We start from the raw sequence: 17,541 nt of genomic DNA on the forward strand, positions 1-17,541 counted from the left end.
GCAATGGACATGGCTCTTTTAAATGAAAAGGACGATGCCATCAGCCAATCCGACTTTAAGATGTCGATGAGGCATCTTGCCGGCGCCGTCAGTGTCATCACGGTTGGCGACGAAGAGGAGCGAACGGGATTTACCGCGACATCGGTTTCTTCCCTTTCTGCCGATGTTCCATCGGTGATCGTCAGCGTGAACCGCACATCGTCGTCCTGGCCGGTCCTCGAAAAGTATTGTCGCTTCTGCATCAATGTCCTTGCTTGCGACCAGGAGCATGTCGCGCAGTCATTTGCAGGGGTTGGAGGGCGTCGAGGTGTCGAGCGCTATGCAGGTGCCCAGTGGCACAAGTTGGCGACCGGTACGGCGGCACTGAAAGACGCACTGACTGTTCTCGATTGCGAACTCGAGACAGCGATCCCGCATTACTCCCATGCAATCCTGATCGGCCGGGTTCGTGCAATAACACTTCGGCAGAGCGCGGAGCCGCTCCTGTACTGGCGCGGCGGCTATCGCCGCCTGCAGATCGCATCGGCCCTGCATCCAGAAAACTGAACGAGAATGCCGGTCAACCGCGGAAAAACATAAGCATGAGAACAAAGCTCCGGCCGAACGAGCGCATTGCCTCCTTACCGGATTACAATGCGGGTCTTAACCTGGAGCAGGCCCGACTGCTCAGCGGCTGCGAAACGGTCGCGGCGCTGGCGAGCAATGAGAACCCTTATGGCTGCTCACCGTTGGTCCTGGAAATGCTCGGCTCTCGCCGTTTCGATCCGTCACGCTACTCTGACCCGAACTGCACGGCACTTCGCAGTGCGTTGTCCGCATCTCTGGGTGTGCCGGAAGAGCTGATTGTTGCGGGAAACGGTTCAGAGGAACTTATCGCGGCGATTTCGCGAGGGTTCCTCGTTGAGGGTGCCAAGTCTACCACCGTTGCGCCGAGCTTTGGTCTTCACGAGATTGATCCGCTGGCAGCCGGCGGGGTCGTCGCCAAGGTTCCCATGACGTCGCAGATGTCGTTCGACGTTGACGCACCGGAGGCGGAACTCGCTGCGGCCCCTGCGCTTTTCTTCCTGCCGTCCCCCTCCAATCCTGTCGGACCCGCATTGACATCGGAAGAGATGGCCCGCCTCGTCCGGGCGACCCGGCCCCAAACACTTTTCGTGCTCGATCAGGCCTATATCGAATTCGTCGCTGACGGTTATCCCGACGGCCTGTCGCTGCTCGGTCGTCCGAATTTCAATTGCGTGCTCCTTCGTACTTTCTCAAAGGCCTATGGCTTGGCAGGACTCCGGGTAGGCTATGCAATATGTTCAGACAGGGCAATCGCACGCGTGGTCGCAAAGGCGAAGCCCCCGTTTAACGTGAACGCAGCGGCACAAATGGCAGCGATTGCGGCGCTCTCCGACCAGGAATGGATGAAATCAGCCGTCACCCGTGTTGTCGCTGAACGCGGCAGGCTCGCCTCCCGCTTGTCTGCCCTGGGGCTCCGCGTTGCGGACTCGCAGACGAACTTCCTCTTCTTCCGGACCGCGATGCCAGGCACTACTCTTGCGGAGAGCCTTCTTAAGGAGGGCATCGTCGTCAAGCCTTGGCGAGAGGCTGGATACACCGACTGGTCGCGAGTTACCGTGGGACACCGGCGGAAAACGATCGCTTCCTGGCTTCGGTCGCAAACATCATCGGCGGTTCGCACACAGAGATGAGTTCTTATGACCTTGATCGATACTGATGAACACCTTTCATCGGCCGTGGCCGATATAGCCAACGCCATCGGCGGGAATAAGCTGCGGACGGGAACAGCCATAGCCGATCTCAATCCCGGCGAAGACCCTGATAATTTAGGAACCTTCGCTGTCGTCTCCCCGACATCGACGGCGGATGTCGCGGCAATCGTTCGCATATGCGGAAGGTACAAAATTCCGATCGTGGCTCACGGCGGGCGCACCGGGCTAGCCGGCGGCGGCATCAGCAACAGGCACGAACTCGTCGTTTCTCTTCAAAATATGCGTCAGATCGAAGAGATCAATCCAATCGAAGGCGTTGCAGTGGTGCAGGCCGGCGCTACGCTTCAGTCGTTGCAAGCCGCTGCGCTGGGCCACGGCCTGGAACCCGGCATCGACCTCGCCTCACGCGGTTCGGCAACGATCGGGGGAATGATCTCGACGAACGCGGAAGGCATGATGGCGTTTCGCAATGGCGTGATGCGGCACCGGGTTCTCCGCGTCGAGGCAGTCCTCCCGGATGGAAGGGTGTACAGCGACATGACCCGCGTCATCAAAAATGCAGCGGGTTACGATTTGAAGCACCTATTCATCGGCGCGGAAGGAACGCTCGGCATCGTGACGCGGGCGGTCTTAAGGCTGGAGCCCGTTCCGACCGGCACGGCCAGCGCCATCTTCGGACTGCCGACGATCGATGCGGCCCTCGAACTGGTGCGGCTCGCCAGGGCAACAGGTTCACTGAGGGCAGCCGAAGTCATGTGGTCCCGTTATTTCCGCTATGCGTCGGGGCACTACGGCTGGAATCCCTCCGGATACAATGGGGTCAGCCCCCTGCATCTGATCGTGAGCCTAACCGGAGCGAACGAAACAGGCGCTCAGGGTGCGATGATCGGTCTATACGAAACCGCCCTTCAAACACACGGGGAAACCACCGCCGTCCTCGCATCTTCCGTTGGGCAGGAGGCCGAGATATGGCGGCTTCGCGAGGATACCGGATTGATCTACCGGCAGTATCCGGGCGCCCCCTCATACGATATCTCCGTACCTCTGGGTCACATCGATCCTTTCTTGCGACGGGCGATGTCTGCGATCGCGCGGATAGACGACGGTCCCGATCCCTTCATTTTCGGGCATCTCGCCGACGGTAACCTGCATATTGTTCTCGATCGACCGGGTGTGTGGCTGACCGAGGAGAGGCGCGAGGCCGTGGAAAGTATCCTCTACCAAGGCCTCGGTTCAGTCGGAGGGTCGTTTTCAGCGGAACATGGAGTCGGTTCGAAGCGCGTGCCCGCCCTGAAGGCAACTGCGGATTCCTGCAAGCTGGCGTTAATGGGCCTCATCAAGGATGCAGTTGATCCAAATAATTTGTTCAGCCCAGGAAAGATCTTTGAATAGTCTGTGCATGTTTAAAGGGGATATTCGGCTGCCTCCCATTTGGCGGCAGTGCATTGAGGTGTCGAAACCGGCAACTTCTCCGGACTCGGCATCCCGCAGGCACTTACCGCCTTTGTCTCGCAGTTCGGCGCGAGACCTTTGGGGATCCTGCTGCTCCTGATCGTGTTCTACCTAATCCTTGGTTGCTTCATGGAGACGCTATCCATGATGATCGCGACGCTACCGGTCGTCTTTCCACTCATCCTGCATATGGGGATCGATCCGGTCTGGTTCGGCATATTCCTGGTGCTTATGATGGAGATCGGCCTCATCAGTCCGCCCATCGGCATGAATCTCTATGTAGTACAAGGCGTGCGCGGGCAAGGTTCGATCATCGATGTAATCCGTGGCGCCACGCCCTTCGTGCTTCTTATGCTCGCCTTTACAGGAATCGGGCGGCTCGACCCTTGCATGAAGGCCGATCTCGCCGTGCTCGATCTCTCCCGGCTGCTCCTTGCGCCGGGAGCGCAAGATCAGGGCGATCGGGGTGAGCAATTTTTCAGTGGCACGAATGGATATGCAACAAGGTTACCTCCGGCGGGGCTCTCGTGTATAGCAGCTCCGACCCGCAACGTCACACGTCGGCAAGAGCATTTAGCAAGTCGGTATCATCCTTGCCGGTGATGATGCTGGCATCAGCCTGCACGACAAATTCGACGACGGCGAAAATGCCGCCAAGATGGATCTTCAGGAGCCTTGCGGCCTCGTCTTCGTCATGCGCCTTGATAGCGGCATAAAGCGCCGCATGCTCCTCGATCACTTCCTCGAAATAACCGATCTTGGGAAAGGCCTGGCGGCGCACGCGATCGAGCTGTCCCGTCGCGTTGTGGATCGTCTGCCAGACATTCGGAAAACCGGCAATCCGGCACAGAAGCCGGTGGAATTCGTTGTCGACTTTGAACGCCTCGTCGATGTCACGCCGCTTGGCCGCATCCTGCTGGCGGAATATCAGAAGGTCGAGGTCGCGCTCGTAGACCGGATCGAAATTGCGCGCGGCAAGCCGGACCGTCCGCATTTCGAGGCTGGAGCGCACTAGATGCCCCTCGATCACCTTGCGCATGACGATCTTGTTGACGAATGTGCCGCCGCTCGGGACGATATTGACGAGACCCTCCTGGGCCAGGCGCAACACGGCCTCGCGCATCGGCGTGCGGGAAATGCCAAGCTCGGCGCAGGTTTCCTTCTCGTTCAGCGTTTCGCCGGGCGCGAGCTTCATGGTGATGATGGCGTCGCGAATGACATTATAGGCCCACAGCGCCTTGGGCTGGCCGGCCCCCATGTCATCCAGTCCCAGTTTCGCGTGTGAATTCACCCAAGCCCTCGTTTTCACTGTCGAACGTATTCGAACATCCTATCACATCGCACTATCTGCGCCGCAAAGACAAGGATAGGATTATCCATCAGCTTTCGTTGGCAACTATGACCGTCGTGTTCAGCAGCACCTTGGCACCCGCCGCCACCTGATCCGGGTCGCACCATTCCTTTTCGCTATGGGAGATGCCGTCCTTGCAGGGCACGAAAATGATGGCTGACGGGCAAAGATGGGTCATCGACAGCGCATCATGCGAGGTCAGCGTCGGCAGCATCATCGACTTGTAGCCCAGCCGCTTCGTCACCGCGATGACCTGCTCCGAAAGCTCTTGAGACAGGTCAAGCCGCTGCCGATAGTGCGAGGTGGTAGCGTCGATGACAAGACCAGTCTCTTCGGCGATCCGTTTCGCCGCAGTCCCTATCCGCTCGATGATCCTCGCACGGCCATCCTCGGTGGCATGAACCGCGACATAGGAGAGCTTCGTCAGATGCGGAATGTTGACGCGGTTGTTCGGCCAGTTGCGGATGACGGTGGCGCTGACCATGCCGTCCGGCTCATTTTCCGCCCCGATACCCTCGATCTCGAGGATAAGTTTCGCCGCGGCAACCAGTGAATTGCGCCGCTTCGACATGGCCGCCGTCTGCGAATGGCCGTTCTCACCACAGATATCGATGAAGCCGCTGCATCCCCACGAACTGTTGGAAACGGCCGCGATCATCGCCCCCGCCTTCTCCATTTCCGGCCCCTGTTCGATATGCAGTTCTAGATATTTATGCACCGGCCGGCCACCGACCGGCAGCGGACCGGCATAGCCGATGCGGGCGAGTTCCTCGCGAAGGATCTCGCCGTCATCGTCCTTGCGCGACAATGCCCCGTCGAGCGGCAGCAAGCCGGCGAATATGCCTGATCCCATCACGCCGGGTTGGAAACGAGCGCCTTCTTCATTGGTGAAATTGGCGATCTCGATTGCCCGCTTTGTCGTGACGCCGGCGGCATTCAGCGCCCGCACCACCGCGACCCCGGCAAGCACGCCGAGAACGCCGTCGAACTTGCCGCCCGGCATCTGCGTGTCGAGATGGCTACCGATCATCAGCGGCGGCAAGGATGGATCAGTCCCCTCCCGCCTAGCGAACATGTTGCCGATCGCATCGACCGTCACCGTCAACCCCGCCTCTTCAGCCCAGTAGCGGAACAGGTTGCGCCCTTCCCGGTCGGCGTCAGAGAGCGCCGGCCGAAAACTGCCACCACCTTCCGTTCCCCCGATCGCCCCCATGGTCATGATATCGGCCCACAGGCGTTCGGCGTTGATCTCCGGCGATGCAGTCATGGTCTTGTCCTTTGGCAATCAGGGGGAAGGCGGGCGTACGATCAGTTCGTCTCGTGCAGCACCTCTTCGAGTGTGTTCAGGAAGATATCGGCATGGTCCTTGCCGAAAGGCAGCGGCGGGCGGATCTTCAGCGTGTTGCCGTGAATACCAGCAGCACTGATCAGCACCCGGCGCTCGCGCATGCGGTTGACGACGGCAAACGACCGCGCGCCATCCGGCTCGTGGCTCGCACGATCCTTGACGAATTCGAGACCGAGGAAGAGGCCGGCGCCGCGCACGTCGCCGATGCAGTCGAATGTCTGCTGCAGCTTGCGCATGCCCTCCAGCATGTAATTGCCGGTCGATAGCGCATTGCCCATCAAGTCCTCGTCGCGGATAACGTCGAGCACAGCATTGGCAGCAGCGGTCGACACATGGTTGGCGCCGAACGTGTTGAAATAGCGGATGTCACGGCCGAAACGCTCCTGCACCTCGCCCTTCATCACCGCGGCGGCAATCGGCACGCCATTGCCCATCGGCTTGCCCATCACGGTGAGATCCGGAACGATGCCATGGCGCATGAAGCCCCACATATGCGATCCGGTACGGCCGAAGCCCGGCTGAACCTCGTCGGCAATGTAGAGCGCGCCGACCTCATGCACGACCTCCAGCGTCTTCTTCAGGAAACCGGCCGGCTCGGAAAAGATTCCGTCTGTCGAGAAGATACTGTCGGCGATGAAGGCGGCCGGCTTGATGCCATGGCGCAGCATGAAGGCGATCGCCTTGGAAACCTCTTCGGCAAACGTCTCGCTCACGTCCTTGCCATCGGCACGATAGGCATCGGGCGCCGGCACAGTCATCACGTGCATGCCGAGCGGCATGTTCGGTCCGAGTGACGGCGAGATGGCGGCAGCGGCGGCCGTCGTGCCGTGATAGGCGTTTTCGGTGATGATTATGCCGGTTCCGCCGGTATAGTAGCAGGCGAGCCGCATGGCGAGATCGACCGCTTCGCTGCCGGTGCAGCAATACATCACCCGGTTCAGGTCGTCCGGAAAGGTCGCGAGCAGCTTCTCGGAATAATCGAGGATCTTTTCGTCGAGATAGCGGGTATGGGTGTTGAGGATAGCCGCCTGCTCAGTGATCGCCGCCACCACGCGCGGATGGCAATGGCCGACCGAGGGCACGTTGTTATAGGTGTCGAGATAGGCGTTGCCATCCGGATCGTAGAGCCAGACGCCTTCGCCGCGCACCAGATGCAGCGGGTTTTCGTAGAATAGCCGGTAGGACGGCCCGAGCATCGCCTGGCGCCGTTCGATCATCGAACGCTCCCGCTCCGGCAGGCTGCCGAGGCGCGACGCATCGAAGCCGTTGATCATCGTGGTGGCGGGCTTGTTCATCTCTCTCTCCCTCAGAAGCGTTATGCACGGCACGCGGCCGCAAGACGTGCGATGGCATCGTCTCTTGAAATTGCATCGAGCCGGGCGAACTGCGCCCAGACCGTCGGACTGTTGCGTGTGTAGAGGTCCCGATGTTCGGGAAACAGCTTGGCGCGCCATTCGGGGATCGCCAGCCGCATCAGCATGCGGGTCGTCACCGCAGTATAGAGCAGCTCGATTTCTTCGTTGGACAGCGTCTTTTCTGTCCTGTAACCCTTGAGGAATTCGCACATGGCTTCGACCGGATCGGCGGCATCGCCCATCTGGTAGGCGGCGCCCACAGCAACGTCGAACAGCAGCGGCGCATGTACCATGTCGCCAAAATCGATGATGCCGCTGATCGTGTCCGGATCCTCCTCGCTGACGAGGATGTTTTCCATGTTGAAGTCGTTATGGATTACCTGCGCCGGCAGCTCCGCCATGCGCGGCACGACCAGGCCCTCAAAATCGTCCATGGCACGTTCGAGCCGGGCACGCTGCACCGCGTCATCGAAAGCCGACAAGAGATCGCGGATACCGGCGGCATGTTTCATGTCCCAGGTGATGCGATGGCTCGCGGCCTCATGGGTGAAGCCTTCCAGCGCCTTCTGCATGCGGCCCAGCAACACGCCGACGCGATAACGCTGGATCGCCGAATGCGGCTGCGATTTCTGCGAAATGCCGGGAACGAAGGTAACCATACGCACGCCGCGGGTACCGCCTTCATCATCGGTCATGCGGAAGTCCGCTTCGCCATCGAGCGTGCGGATGATCCTCTGGATCGGAATGCTGGGATCGGCGGCTTCCACATGCAGGAGCGCCTGGCTGTGCATGCTCGTCATCGCCGGATTTTCGGCCGGGTTCAGCACCTTGAAGAGATATTCCGTTCCGTCGTCGAGTGTCAGCCGATAATTGCTGTCCTTCTCGCCCCAGAGCCATTCGGCGCAAGCCTTCAACCCGTACTTTTCCAGCGCTATGCGCTCGGCCTGATCCGGGGGCACGGCAGTCGCGTCCGTCTTCAGCTCAGCGCCAAGCCCGCTTGCCGCCCCTTGGCTTGCCGTGGAGGCCATGTTCCCATCCCATTCTGCTGTTGTTTGTTCTGGTGCGGAAACCGAAGCTTCCGCACCTCTCTTATGGTTCAGGCAACCCGCGGTGCGCTGAGAACCTCTTCCGGATAGGCAGCCTGATAAGCGGCTGCCAGCGCCAGTACGATATCGTCGCGATAGCGCGGACCGACGAACTGCAGGCCAACCGGCAGCCCGCCGGCATCGAAGCCGCAAGGAACCGACACGGCCGGTTGCCCGGTCATGTTGAACGGATAGGTGAAGGGCGACCAGTCGGACCAGTCCTTGCCTTCGATCCCGCCCGGGAAATCGACGCCGGCCTCAATTGCAGTCGTCGGCATCGTCGGCAGCATCAGCGCATCGTATTTCTCATGGAAAAGCGCCATCGTCACCTTGAGATCGGCACGTACCTGCTCGGCCGCAACATAGTCGCGGGCGGTATAGGCGCAGCCTTTTTCGTAGATGCGGATCAGGCCCGGATCCATCAGCTTCTTCTGCTCTTCCGTCGGGTTGACCATCTCGACGGTGCGCGCTTCGGCGGCGTACCACAGTGCCAGCAGAGCATCCTGCGGATTGGAGAAGCCGGGATCGACCTCCTCAATGATTGCGCCCATATCCGCCAGCCGCTTGGCAGCCCGCTCGACGGCGGCAGCCACATCCGGCTGCACTTCGGCGTAGCCGAGATTGCGGCTGTAGCCGATCTTCAGACCCTTGACGCTCGCAGCCTTGATCCCCTCAAGCCAATTCGGTACCGGCGTCGGGCAATAGCCATACATGGCCTTCGGTGTCGGCCCGGTCGTTGCATTCATGAAGAGTGCTGCATCTTCGACCGTGCGGGCCAGCGGGCCGCGATGGGCGAGTTCAAACAATGCCGTCGGTGTGTCGGACGGGATCCAGCCATAGGTCGGCTTGATGCCGAACGTGCCGGAGAAGGAAGCCGGGATGCGGATAGAACCCGCACCATCGGACCCTTCATGCAGCACGCCCATATTAAGCGCTGCGGCGACAGCAGCGCCGCCGGAGGATCCACCCGACGCGCGGTCCGTACGCCAGGGGTTGAGCGTATTGCCGAAGGCAGGCCCATGGGTGACACCCTTCCATCCGAACTCTGGCGATGTGGTCGTGCCAAGGATCGTGACACCTGCCGCCCGAAGGCGTTCCATGATCAGGAATTCCTTCTCGGAAGGGACCGTGGCGCCAAGCGCCGAACCGCGCCGCCACGGAATACCCTTGACCGGCGTCAGTTCCTTGATCGTCGTCGGCGCACCGTCGATGGGTGAAAGCGGTTCGCCCTTCTTCCAGCGCGCTTCGGATGCCTTGGCTTCCGCCAACGCCAGTTCCGGCACCACATAGGCGAAGGCGTTGACGCCCGGGTTGAACTTCTCGATCCGCGCGAGCGAGGCTTTCGCGGCTTCGACCGGAGAGGCCTTGCCCGAGGCGAACAGCTCGGAAAGCTGTGCCGCGGTCATTTCGCCAAGATCGGTCTTTTCCATCATGTTCATGATCTCAATCATTGATGCTTTAGGCGTGTGCGGCCTGAACCGTATCCAGCGCACGGCGGACGGCGCCGAACATGTCGTCGATCTGTTCGGCGGTGATGATCAGCGGCGGGCAGAAGCAGATGGCTTCACCGATATTGCGGATGATCAGGCCTTCGTCCTGGCAGGCGGCAGCGACGGTTGCGGCGGCATCACCGGCATTGGCATCCGCCCAAGGCTTGATTTCCAGCGCACCGAGCAGGCCGACACCGCGCGAGGAGTGCGCCAGCGGATGTTTGGCGAGTTCGGCCAGTCCGCCGAGGAATTTCTCTTCCAGACGTGCGGCATTGCCTACGAGATCACGCTCCTGAATGATCTTCAGGTTTTCGAGACCGACCGCGGTCGCAACCGGATGACCGGAGGCGGTAAATCCGTGGCCGAATACGCCGATACGGTCGGACTCATCGGCGATCGGCTGATAGAAATGGTCGTTCATGATGATCGCCGAAAGCGGCATGTAGGACGACGAGATCTGCTTTGACACGACGAGCACGTCCGGCTCGATGCCGAGCGTCTCGCAGGCGAACATCTTGCCGGTACGGCCGAAGCCGCAGATGACTTCGTCGGCGACGAGAAGAATGTCGTATTTCTTCAGGATTTCCTGCACGCCGGCCCAGTAGCCATCCGGCGGGACAAGCACGCCACCGGCCCCCATGACCGGCTCGCCCCAGAAGGCGGCGATCGTTTCCGGGCCTTCGCTAAGGATCAGCTCTTCCAGCTCCTTCAGCATGCGCGCGGTGAAATCCGCTTCGCTTTCGCCTTCCAGACCGAAATGGACGTAGGACGGACATGAGGTATGGATCATACGGTCGAGCGGCAGATCGAAGCTTTCATGGTTACGCGGCAGGCCGGTGATCGAACCGGCAGCGATCGTTACGCCATGATAGCCCTTGATGCGGCCGATGATCTTCTTCTTGTCCTTTTTGCCGAGCGCGTTGGAGCGGTACCAGACCATCTTGCAGGCAAGATCGTTGGCTTCCGAGCCGGAGGAGGTGAAATGCACCTTCGACATCGGCACCGGTGCGATCTTGATCAGCATCTCGGCCAGATCGACCGACGGACCATGCGTCTTGTAGGAGAAGGTGTGGTAATAGGGCAGCTTTTCCATCTGCGCCTTGGCGACTTCGGCCAGGCGCTTCTCGCCGAAGCCGAGCGCCACCGACCAGAGGCCGGCGAGCCCCTCGATATAGCGCTTGCCGGTATTGTCGGTCACATAGATGCCGTCACCGGATTCGATTACGAGGCCACCGGATTTTTCGTAGTTCCGGAGATTGACCATGGGATGCATCTGATAGGCCATATCGCGGCCTTCAAGCGAATTCAGCATGATCGTCATCAGTCTCTCTCCATTGATTGGTTCGGGCTTTGCACCGGCCCACTTGATGTTGACGTCCGACGGCTCACGCCGTCATCAGAGCTTCCTTTGCCCGACCGGGAATGGCCTCGATCAGGCTCTTTGTGTAGGGGTGCCGGGGCGTGTCGAATATCTCGCTCCCCGTACCGAGTTCGACGGCCTCACCCTTCTGCATAACCATCACGCGGTCGCAGATCTTGGCGGCGACGCGCAGGTCATGGGTAATGAAGACGAGGGAGAGATTGAGATCTTTTTTCAGTTGGCCCAGCAGTTCGAGGACCTGGGCCTGGATCGACACGTCGAGCGCCGAAACCGCCTCGTCCGCGATGATGATTTCCGGCTCTAGTGCAAGCGCCCGGGCAATGCCAATACGCTGCCGCTGACCGCCGGAAAACTCATGCGGAAAGCGGTTGGTCGCCTTCGGATCGAGCCCGACCATCTCCATCAACTCGGCGGCGCGCGCCAGCGCCTTCTTCTCGTCCTCGCCATAGGCGATCGGCCCGGATGCTATGATGCGACCGATCTTTTCGCGCGGATTGAGGGATGAATAGGGATCCTGAAAGATCATCTGTATGCGTCGGCGCATGGCCCGGAGGTCCGCGCCTTTCAGATGCGCCATATCCTGACCACCGAGCAGCACGCGGCCGCCATCGGGATCCTGTAGCCGCACAAGACAGCGCCCGACCGAAGACTTCCCCGATCCGCTTTCCCCGACGATGCCGAGCGTCTCGCCACGGCCGAGCGTAAAGGAAACCTCCTTGACCGCATGAACCTCGCGGGCCTTGGAGAACAATCCGCCGCCCATACGATAGATTTTCGAAAGCTTCTCCACCGCAAGCAATGGCTCACGGGCGTCGACGCTGGCCACCCCTTCGCCGGGACGCGGGATCGCCGCGATCAGTTTCTTCGTATAGGGATGCTGAGGCGAAAACAGCACCTCTTCGGCCGTCCCCTGTTCCACAATCCTCCCGAGCTGCATCACCGTCACATGGTCGGCGATCTCGGCTACGACACCGAAATCGTGGGTGATGAACATCACCGCCATGTTGCGCTCCCTCTGGAGCTTGGCGATGAGCTTGAGGATCTGCGCCTGTGTCGTCACGTCGAGCGCGGTTGTCGGCTCGTCGGCAATGAGCACTTCCGGCTCCAGAGCAAGCGCCATGGCGATCATCACGCGCTGGCGCTGACCGCCGGAAAGCTGGAACGGATAGCTGTCGGCAGCCCGCGGCGGATCGGGCAGGCCGACTTCCGTCAACAGGGACATGGCCTTTTCCTTGCGCGCCTTCGGCGTCAGGAGGCCATGTGCCTCGAACACCTCCTCGATCTGCGCAGACACTTTCATCAGCGGGTTGAGCGCCGACATCGGCTCCTGGAAGATCATCGCCACGCGACGCCCGCGGATGCCATAGAGCGCATCCGAGGACATGGTGATGAGATCCTTGCCGGCGAGCAGGATTCGGCCCTGCACGACCTGCACCGTATCCGGCAAAAGCCCCATCAGCGCATTCGCCGACATGGATTTGCCCGAGCCGCTTTCGCCGACCATGCAGAGCATTTCGCCGGGAAACAGCTTGAAGCTGACACGATCGACCGCATAGGGCCGGTCTGCGCCGTCCGGAAGCGCGATGCTGAGCTTGTCGATATGCACGACCGGTTCGCCGCGCCCTTCTTCCTTCAGTGCACCGGGATGAATAACGGCATCGGCGGAGGTTTCCATGCGCATTGTTTCAGCCAGCATGATTACCTCCCCTTACGCGCGAGGCGCGGATTGAGGGCATCGTTCAGCCCTTCGCCGACGAGATTGAGAGCGAGTACGGTCAGAAGGATCGCGAGACCAGGAAAGAAACTGACCCACCAGGCCTGCCGGATCACCGTGCGACCGGCGCCTATGATATAGCCCCAGGACATGATGTTGCGGTCACCAAGGCCTAGGAAGGACAGCGAGCTTTCGATCAGGATCGCCGCCGCCACCATCATCGAGGCAAGCACGATGATCGGAGAGAGCGTGTTCGGCAGGATCTGTCGCCAGATGATCGTCGAATGCGTCTGCCCGGAAAGTACGGCAGCCTCGACGAATTCGCGCGACCTGAGCGACATCACCTCGCCGCGCAGGAGGCGCGCGACCGGCGGCCAGGAAACCACGGCAATAGAGATGACGATCGAATAGATATTGGGCTGGAAGATAGCCACGAGAACCACGGCGAGCGCGAAGCTCGGCACGCTCTGGAAAAATTCGGTGAACCGCATCAGCAGATCGTCGACCCAGCCGCCGAAGTAACCGGCAATGGCGCCGATCGGAATGCCGATCAGGAGCGACACGACGGTCGAGACGAGGCCGACCAGCAGCGAAACCCGCGCCCCATGTGCGAGGCCTGCGGCAAGGTCGCGCCCCATCGGATCGGTGCCGAGCACGAAGGCGTCCATGGTGAAGGGCGGAATGAACGGCCGCTGCACCATCGACCACGGCGATTTGGTGTAGATGAACGGAGCGACGATCGAAAGAACGACGACGAGAAGCAGAATGACGAGGCCGACGACCGCGCCGCGGTTCTGCGAAAAGCGTTTCCAGAAATCCTTCATGACGCCACCTTGATGCGCGGATCGATGAGGCAGTAAAGCACGTCGGTGATGAGGTTGAAGAGCAGAACCATCGCGGCGGAGACGACGAAGACACCGAGCAGCAGATTGTAGTCACGCTGCGAAAGGGCATCGAACATCAGCCGGCCGATGCCGGGCCACGCGAACACGGTCTCGATCAACACTGCGCCGCCGACCAACTGCCCCGCCTGCAGGCCGGCAAGCGTGACGACCGGCAGAAGCGCATTGCGCAGCACGTGGCGGCGCTGGATGACGCCGGGGCGCAAGCCCTTGGCCTTTGCCGTCTTGACGAAATCGAGTCGGCTGACCTCAAGCATAGAGGCGCGGGTCATGCGGGCATAGACCGCCATGAAGAACAGCCCGAGCGTCATCGCCGGAAGGATGAGGTGCAGGAAAATATCAAGCGCGCGACGGAAGCCTGTATAGTTCGCTCCCACGGTCTCATAGCCGAAGCCGGGCAGCCAGCCGAGCTGGACGGAGAACAAGAGCACGCCCATCAGCGCCAGCCAGAACAGAGGCGTCGCATAGAAGATCAGGGCGACCAACGAGATGGTCGTGTCGGCCCACTTGCCCTGCCGAGCCGACGCAAAGGCGCCTGCCGCCACGCCGAGACCAAGTGAAATGACGAAGGCCGAAAGGGAAAGGAGCAGGGTCGCCGGCAGTCGCTCGCTGATAAGCTGGAGAACCGGTAGTTGCTGGCGATAGGAATAACCTAGATCGAGTTGGACCACGGAGGAAACGTAGATCCACAATTGCACATAGAGGGGCTTGTCGAGGCCGAAGCGCTCTCTGAGCTGTTGCAGGAAGGCAGGATCGGCGTCCCCCGCTTCCCCCGCCATCACTGCCGCCGGGTCGCCTGGCGCCGCATGAATGAGGAAGAAATTGAGCACAGTGATGCAGATCAGGATCACGACCGCCTTCAGCAGTCGCCCCGAGATGAATCTCAGCATGAGCATAGCCCCGACTAGATTTTTTCAGGTGCAGGATGAGCCAGGCGGAGACGGATCTCCGCCTGATATCGGCTTACTTCTTGATCCAGGCATCGCGCATGGATTCCGGCAGGCCGGACGCGGTGGTCACCAGATCCTGGACCTTGCAGTTGTAGATCGTCGGGAAGCCGAGCTCGAGCAACCAGGCGACCGGAACGTCCTCCTGGAGCTTCTTCTGAGCCTGATCGTAAAGTTCCTGACGTTTCTCGGCCGGATAAGCGACGGCAGCCTCGTCGAACAGCCTATCAAGCTCGGGATTCGAGTAGCCCTCAACGTTGTTGAACGGATTGCCCTTGGCGATCTGCGAGGTCTTGTAGTTGCGGTCGACGCCAATCGCCGGGTCACCGTTCTGGTAGAGATAGGTGAAGGCTATGTCGTAGTCCCAGTTGGACGTGCGCTGGTTCCAGCCGGCGACATCCGCCGCCTCGATCTCTACGGGAATGCCGACCTCGTCAAGGTTCTGCTTGACGGCTTCCGCCCAGCGCTGCCAGGTCTCGCCATAGGGAAGCGGCAGGAGCTTCAGAGGCTCGCCGTCATAGCCGATTTCCTCGAGCAGGGCCTTGGCCTTATCGGGATCATGCGCGTATTTCGGCTCGACATCCTTGTAGAAGGGAATCTTCGACGAAAGCGGACCGGTCGCCACCTTGCCGTAGCCGTTCCACAGGACGTCCTTGGCGAATTCGCGGTCGAGCGCATACATCACCGCCTGGCGGAATTTCACATTGTCCATCGGCGGCTTGCGGTTGTTGAGCCACAGCCAGGAAAGCGGCGCGAAATATTCCCATCCCTTTTCCGTCGAGCAGGTATTCGGCAAATCTCTCAGCCGTGGAATGTCAAAATTCTCGACCGAACCGCCCGGCAATACGTCGACATTCCCGGTCTCGAAGGCGACCGAGCGCGACGCGCCATCCGGAATGACCTGATAATACAACTCGTCCAGATAAGGCTTGCCCTTCACATAATAGTCGGGGTTCTTGACGAGATGGATGTAGCTGCCGCGCTTCCATTCCTCGAACCTGAACGGGCCGGTACCGATCGGCTTCTCGTTGGCCGGGTTCGTGGCGTAGTCGGTGCCTTCGTAGATATGCTTGGGCAGGACCGGCATCGTGTAGAAGGCCAGGCCGCGGATGAAGGCCTCGAAGGGCTCCTTCAGTTTGAACACGACGGTCTTGTCGTCCGGTGCGGTAACGCTTTCCACATGGGCCATCAGGTTGCGATGGCGCGGCTGCATCTTCATGAGATAGTCGTTGGCGGAAAACAGCACATCGGCCGATGTCATCGGTTTGCCGTCATGCCACTTCACGCCATCCTGCAGCGCGAACGTATAGGTCAGGCCATCGTCGGAGACCGTCCACGATTTGGCGAGCGATGGCTCGGGCTTGAGGTTCTCGTCGTAGCGCAGCAGGCTTTCGTAGATGTTGCCGCCGACAAGCAGAGCCGGGCCGTTCGTGGTGGTGCCGATCATGATGCTCGGCGGTTCGGGCTGAACGATCAGGTTCAGCTTGCCACCCGGAACAGCCTGGGCAAAGGCCGCGGTCGTCGTGAGAAAAAGCGCAAAAGATGCAGAAATCAGTCGTCGCATGAAGTTCCCCTTATGGATTTTTCGCTTGCGTGCGGACGTCTTTTTGGATCGCTGGAAGAGACAATATACCGATATATCGATGCATCATCTTGACTCCGACCCTTTGCGCCTGTCAAGCAAGACAGACGATTTTCTGCATAATAATTGAACGACAACACGGTTCGCACAAAAAATGAACAGATGCGGGAAACGAGACTCTCGGCCGTGATCGGTTAGCAGCGAAATGAAAAGACGGAGGCGAACGGCGCATGGAATTCAGGTCGAACAGACCGGGGAAGACACCACACATCGCGCTGGTCAGCGGCACCCTGGATCTCACCTTTCTCAGGTCCGCATTCGAGAAATCAGGCCTGAATGCCCGTCTGAGCATCTATCCCAACGCCGGCTTTGAAACCGCGGATGTGGCCGTCGTCTGGAACCCGCCGCACGGCGTGCTGGCTTCGATGCCCAATCTGAAACTGGTACACAGCATAGCAGCCGGACTGGACAACATATTCGCCGATCCGCAACTGCCCGATGTTCCGGTTTGCCGGGTCGTGGACACGGAACACGCGCTCGGCATGGCGGAATATGCCATCTGGTCCACGCTTCTGTTTCACCGCGAGATGGATCGCCACCTGCAGAACGCTGCAGAACGGCGCTGGGAGCGCCCCGACCAGTTTGCTGCCAAGGACTATACGGTCGGCATTCTGGGCTTCGGCGCCATTGGCCGGACCGTCGGCCGCGGCTTGCGCGCCATGAATTACAACGTCCGCGGTTGGGCACGTTCGGCAAAGGAAGAAGCGGGCATCGCGACCTATTCCGGCCCGGAGCAACTGGCGGAATTCTTGTCCGGCTGTAATCTCCTCATCTGCCTCCTCCCGCTAACCGCGGCTACACGCGGCATATTGAATGCCGACCTTTTTGCGCAAATGCCCAAAGGTGCCGCTTTGGTTAACATGGGGCGCGGCGAGCATCTCGTTGAAGCCGATCTTCTGGCGGCCATCGACAGCGGGCACCTGCGCGGCGCGGTTCTTGACGTCTTCCACAAAGAGCCCCTGCCGGACGACAGCCCGCTATGGGATCACCCGAGGGTTTTCGTGACCCCACACATCGCCTCCATGCCCAATCCGAAAGACGTGGCCGCGCAGATTTTCAAAAATGCAACACGGGTACTGAACGGCGTGAAACCGCTCAACGCTGGCGACCGTGAAAGCGGCTACTAGACTAGAGCATTTCCGGTGAAAACGGGATC

Annotated in this window: 14 protein-coding genes and 1 pseudogene; 5 read left to right on the forward strand and 10 right to left on the reverse strand. The window is 60.3% G+C overall.

The features are described from left to right. Positions 1–9 precede the first annotated feature (9 nt). The 4 genes and pseudogenes from ACZ9DP_RS01425 to ACZ9DP_RS01440 all read left to right on the forward strand — a co-directional run. Positions 10–546, forward strand: a complete 537-nt coding sequence (locus tag ACZ9DP_RS01425) for a flavin reductase family protein (RefSeq protein ID WP_239601856.1) — start codon at positions 10–12, stop codon at positions 544–546. A gap of 35 nt (positions 547–581) precedes the next feature. Further along, positions 582–1,697, forward strand: coding sequence for an aminotransferase class I/II-fold pyridoxal phosphate-dependent enzyme (locus tag ACZ9DP_RS01430; RefSeq protein ID WP_476199855.1), 1,116 nt, complete (start codon positions 582–584; stop codon positions 1,695–1,697). A 6-nt stretch (positions 1,698–1,703) separates the two neighbouring features. After that, positions 1,704–3,110 (forward strand): FAD-binding oxidoreductase, encoded by a 1,407-nt coding sequence (locus tag ACZ9DP_RS01435; RefSeq protein ID WP_476199856.1) that lies wholly within the window; start codon positions 1,704–1,706, stop codon positions 3,108–3,110. Positions 3,111–3,194: 84 nt separating this feature from the next. Next, a pseudogene (locus ACZ9DP_RS01440) lies at positions 3,195–3,773 on the forward strand (TRAP transporter large permease subunit); the annotation flags it as partial. Here ACZ9DP_RS01440 and ACZ9DP_RS01445 read toward each other — a convergent pair. The 10 genes from ACZ9DP_RS01445 to ACZ9DP_RS01490 all read right to left on the reverse strand — a co-directional run bounded on the left by ACZ9DP_RS01445 (position 3,724) and on the right by ACZ9DP_RS01490 (position 16,307). Continuing rightward, the gene (locus ACZ9DP_RS01445; protein ID WP_476199857.1) at positions 3,724–4,461 is read right to left on the reverse strand and encodes a GntR family transcriptional regulator; all 738 of its coding nucleotides are present in this window, start codon (positions 4,459–4,461) and stop codon (positions 3,724–3,726) included. The pseudogene ACZ9DP_RS01440 and the gene ACZ9DP_RS01445 overlap by 50 nt on opposite strands. Before the next feature lie 88 nt (positions 4,462–4,549). Further along, positions 4,550–5,788, reverse strand: a complete 1,239-nt coding sequence (locus ACZ9DP_RS01450) for a hydantoinase/carbamoylase family amidase (RefSeq protein WP_476199858.1) — start codon at positions 5,786–5,788, stop codon at positions 4,550–4,552. A 41-nt stretch (positions 5,789–5,829) separates the two neighbouring features. After that, positions 5,830–7,164 carry an aspartate aminotransferase family protein gene (locus ACZ9DP_RS01455; RefSeq protein ID WP_476199860.1) on the reverse strand — a complete coding sequence of 445 codons (1,335 nt, stop codon included), beginning with the start codon at positions 7,162–7,164 and terminating at the stop codon, positions 5,830–5,832. Positions 7,165–7,184: 20 nt separating this feature from the next. Further along, positions 7,185–8,252, reverse strand: a complete 1,068-nt coding sequence (locus ACZ9DP_RS01460; protein WP_476199861.1) for a phosphotransferase — start codon at positions 8,250–8,252, stop codon at positions 7,185–7,187. Between the two features lie 68 nt (positions 8,253–8,320). Next, the gene (locus ACZ9DP_RS01465) at positions 8,321–9,748 is read right to left on the reverse strand and encodes an amidase (RefSeq protein WP_476199863.1); all 1,428 of its coding nucleotides are present in this window, start codon (positions 9,746–9,748) and stop codon (positions 8,321–8,323) included. Between the two features lie 19 nt (positions 9,749–9,767). Beyond that, a complete protein-coding gene (locus ACZ9DP_RS01470) occupies positions 9,768–11,120 on the reverse strand; it encodes an aspartate aminotransferase family protein (RefSeq protein ID WP_476199865.1) in 1,353 nt (450 codons plus the stop codon). A gap of 64 nt (positions 11,121–11,184) precedes the next feature. Then, positions 11,185–12,876 carry an ABC transporter ATP-binding protein gene (locus ACZ9DP_RS01475; protein ID WP_476199867.1) on the reverse strand — a complete coding sequence of 564 codons (1,692 nt, stop codon included), beginning with the start codon at positions 12,874–12,876 and terminating at the stop codon, positions 11,185–11,187. Positions 12,877–12,878: 2 nt separating this feature from the next. Beyond that, complete coding sequence (locus tag ACZ9DP_RS01480) at positions 12,879–13,718, reverse strand: ABC transporter permease (RefSeq protein WP_476199868.1); 840 nt, start codon at positions 13,716–13,718, stop codon at positions 12,879–12,881. Further along, the gene (locus ACZ9DP_RS01485; RefSeq protein ID WP_476199870.1) at positions 13,715–14,686 is read right to left on the reverse strand and encodes an ABC transporter permease; all 972 of its coding nucleotides are present in this window, start codon (positions 14,684–14,686) and stop codon (positions 13,715–13,717) included. The genes ACZ9DP_RS01480 and ACZ9DP_RS01485 overlap by 4 nt, the downstream gene beginning before the upstream one ends. Positions 14,687–14,759: 73 nt before the next feature. Further along, entirely contained in the window at positions 14,760–16,307 is a 1,548-nt protein-coding gene (locus ACZ9DP_RS01490) for an ABC transporter substrate-binding protein (protein ID WP_476199871.1), read from the reverse strand. Positions 16,308–16,555: 248 nt separating this feature from the next. Here ACZ9DP_RS01490 and ACZ9DP_RS01495 point away from each other — a divergent pair, with 248 nt between their 5' ends. After that, positions 16,556–17,512, forward strand: a complete 957-nt coding sequence (locus ACZ9DP_RS01495) for a 2-hydroxyacid dehydrogenase (protein ID WP_476199873.1) — start codon at positions 16,556–16,558, stop codon at positions 17,510–17,512. The last annotated feature ends 29 nt before the right edge of the window (positions 17,513–17,541 follow it).

The sequence above is a fragment of the Rhizobium sp. USDA 4016 genome, assembly GCF_056279705.1.